Here is a 3,420-nt window from a genome sequence, read left to right on the forward strand (position 1 = left end):
GGGAAGAAGGTGAGAACGTTGGAAAATTGAGTATTAATGTCTTCGATCGCCCTGAGCGCAGGCTCTCCCGATCGATTGACGCTAGTAGTTGCTAACGGTCCAGTTTGGCGCAGCAGATCACGGGCGACCGGGTGATCGGGTACGCGAATGCCGATTGTTGTCGGATCAGTGGGGTTCATTTGACGGGGCAGTTTTTCGCTGGCGGGGAGGACAAGGGTTAAGGCTCCGGGCAAGTATTGGGCGGCGGTTTCTTGCCAGATCGATCGCTCCTCAGGCGTACCTACGACATAATCCCACAAGTCTTCGATGTCGCTGCCCATGAGAATCAGGGGTTTGGTTTCGCTGCGCTGTTTTGCGTCGTAGATTAACGAGGCGCGATCGGGTCTGCTTGCCAGGGCGGGAACGGTGTCCGTGGGAAAACTGATGAGTTGAGTCCCGGAACGGGCAGCTTCGATCAAAGTATCAAAGGAGACTTGGGGCATGGAAATTGGCTGCGAGGCGATTTCAAGCAGTTGATTTTAAGAGGTTGTTGGAGCAGTGTGAGCAGTTCTACATCACCCCCTAAATTTCCCATTGATGACTTACCGCTCCAAAAGAGCGAGGGGGCTTTGAAAGTCAACGTGATTAGCTCGGTTTCCCTCCAAATTGGGAGGCCGGGGACTTTAGGGTCAGTATGAATGACTATTTAACTATCCTTATTATCATTATCCGTTTCGCGATCGTTTCTCACTATTGAATTTGGTGCCCCATGCCCTAGTACCCGAACTCAACCCCTTTCCAAACCCTTTTGGAAAGAACCAAATCTTATAGAATGATGAAGAGCCAAATCGATCGAGTAGGAGCATTTGCGAGTGGAGTCCCGTTATAACCCGGCGGAAATTGAGGAAAAATGGCAGCAAACCTGGGCAGCAGAGGGCATGGATGACACCTCTGACGATCGCAGCAAGCCCAAATTTTACGCGCTGTCGATGTTTCCCTATCCGTCGGGCAGCCTGCACATGGGGCACGTCCGCAACTATACGATTACCGATGTGATTGCCAGAGTGCGGCAAATGCAGGGCTATCGCGTCTTGCACCCAATGGGCTGGGATGCGTTTGGTTTGCCTGCGGAGAATGCGGCGATCGAGCGCAAAGTTCCCCCCGCCAACTGGACGTATCAAAATATTGACCAGATGCGAACAGAGCTTCAGCGATTAGGTTTGTCCTATGACTGGAAGCGGGAAGTCGCCACCTGTTCACCAGAGTATTACCGCTGGACGCAGTGGATTTTTTTGGAGTTTTTCAAGGCGGGTCTGGCGTACCAGAAGGAAGCGGCGGTGAACTGGGACCCGATCGATCAAACCGTGCTGGCAAACGAGCAGGTTGATAGCGAAGGACGTTCCTGGCGATCGGGCGCAAAAGTCGAACGCAGAATGCTGCGGCAGTGGTTTCTCAAAATTACTGACTACGCCGAGCAGTTGCTCAATGATTTGGACAAGCTCAAGGGCTGGCCCGATCGCGTCAAGCTGATGCAGGAAAATTGGATCGGCAAATCTACTGGAGCCGAAGTCATCTTTAAAACCGAAGCGGGTGACGCGCTGACTGTGTTCACAACTCGCCCGGATACCCTCTGGGGCGCAACGTTTATGGTGCTGTCGCCGGAGCATCCGCTGGTGGAGAAGCTGGCCACGCCAGAGCAGGCAGAAATTGTCAAGGCATACCAGACCGCAGCCGCAGGCAAAAGCGAGATCGATCGCACTGCCGAAGATAAAGAAAAAACAGGCGTATGGACGGGCAGCTACGCAATCAATCCGGTCAACGACGAGCGGATTCCGATCTGGATGGCCGACTATGTGCTGATGGGCTACGGCACAGGCGCAATTATGGCAGTTCCGGCGCACGACCAGCGCGATTTTGAGTTTGCCAAGCAGTTCGATTTGTCGATCAAAGTAGTAGTGCAATCTCCCGATCAGGAGCTTGATTCGGCAACGATGACGAAGGCATATCCCGAATCGGGCGTGATGGTGCGATCGGGTCCGTTGGATGGCGTGACGGCGGGTAAGGCAGCAGGGCAGAGCGTTGAGCAGGCGATCGAGTGGCTGGAGGCAAACGGCAAAGGGACTCGCACAGTCAACTATCGCTTGCGGGATTGGCTTATTTCGCGTCAGCGGTACTGGGGTTGCCCAATTCCGGTTATTCACTGTCCCTCTTGCGGGATTGTGCCTGTTCCAGAGCGTGATTTGCCCGTGAAGTTGCCGGAAGATGTGGAGTTTACCGGACGGGGTGCTTCACCTTTAACGACGGCTGAAAACTGGCTGAATGTTGCTTGTCCAAGTTGCGGAGCAGGAGCACGCCGAGAAACCGACACGATGGATACCTTTATTGATTCCTCGTGGTACTTTCTGCGCTACCCGGATGCCCGCAACGACCAGCAGGTGTTTGACTCGGCGCAAACCAACGACTGGATGCCTGTCGATCAGTACGTGGGCGGCATTGAACACGCAATTTTGCATCTGCTCTATTCCCGATTCTTTACAAAAGTGCTGCGCGATCGCGGCTTGTTGAACTTCGATGAGCCGTTTACCCGACTGCTGACCCAGGGCATGGTACAGGGCAAAACCTACAAGAATCCGCGCACCGGAAAGTACGTGATTCCGGCAAACGTGGCTGACCCGAACGACCCTAAAGATCCCGATACGGGAGATGCGCTGGAGGTCGTTTACGAGAAGATGTCTAAGTCGAAGTACAACGGGGTAGCCCCGGGTGAGGTGCTGGGCAAGTACGGCGCAGATACAGCACGAATGTTTATTTTATTCAAAGCTCCGCCTGAAAAGGATCTAGAGTGGGACGAAGCAGACGTTGAAGGACAATTCCGCTTTTTGAATCGGGTCTGGCGACTGGTGACAGAATATTCGGAGTCTGTGGTTTCCCATACACCGCAGGAACAGCTCAGCAAACCAGAAAAAGATCTGCGCTATGCAACCCACTTCGCGATTCAGCAAATCAGCGAAGACCTGGAGGGCGATTATCAGCTCAACACGGCGGTTTCAGAGCTGATGAAGCTGAGCAACGCGATTTCCGACGCGCCCTGCAAAGGATCTCCGGTTTATACCGAGGCGATCGAAACCTTACTCAAGCTGCTGGCTCCCTTTGCGCCTCACATTGCTGAGGAACTGTGGTACACGCTGGGCTACGATGATTCGATTCATACACAAAGCTGGTGTGCGGTTGATCCGTCTGCGCTGGTGGTGGATGAAATTCCGCTCGTGATTCAAATCATGGGCAAAACACGGGGCACAATTCAGATTCCGGCGCAGGCAACTGAGGACGAACAAAAGCAGCTTGCTCGTGATTCTGAACTGGCACAGAAATACATTGCCGGAAAGCAAATCCGCAAAGAGATTCTCGTGCCCGGAAAACTGGTTAACTTTGTTGTGAGCT

General features: G+C 53.4%; 2 protein-coding genes. One reads left to right on the plus strand and one right to left on the minus strand.

Going from position 1 to position 3,420, the window contains the following annotated elements; genetic code table 11:
• A partial coding sequence (locus H6F80_RS09080; protein WP_190791253.1) for an L-threonylcarbamoyladenylate synthase occupies positions 1–482 on the minus strand: 482 nt, incomplete at its 3' end.
• Positions 483–851: 369 nt separating this feature from the next.
• Between H6F80_RS09080 and leuS the strand changes: the two genes are divergently transcribed.
• Positions 852–3,420: leucine--tRNA ligase (gene leuS / locus H6F80_RS09085; RefSeq protein ID WP_190791254.1), on the plus strand; the 2,569-nt coding region annotated here is incomplete at its 3' end.

Source organism: Leptolyngbya sp. FACHB-711 (assembly GCF_014695615.1).
In the GTDB taxonomy this organism is placed as follows: Bacteria; Cyanobacteriota; Cyanobacteriia; order Elainellales; family Elainellaceae; genus Leptolyngbya_A.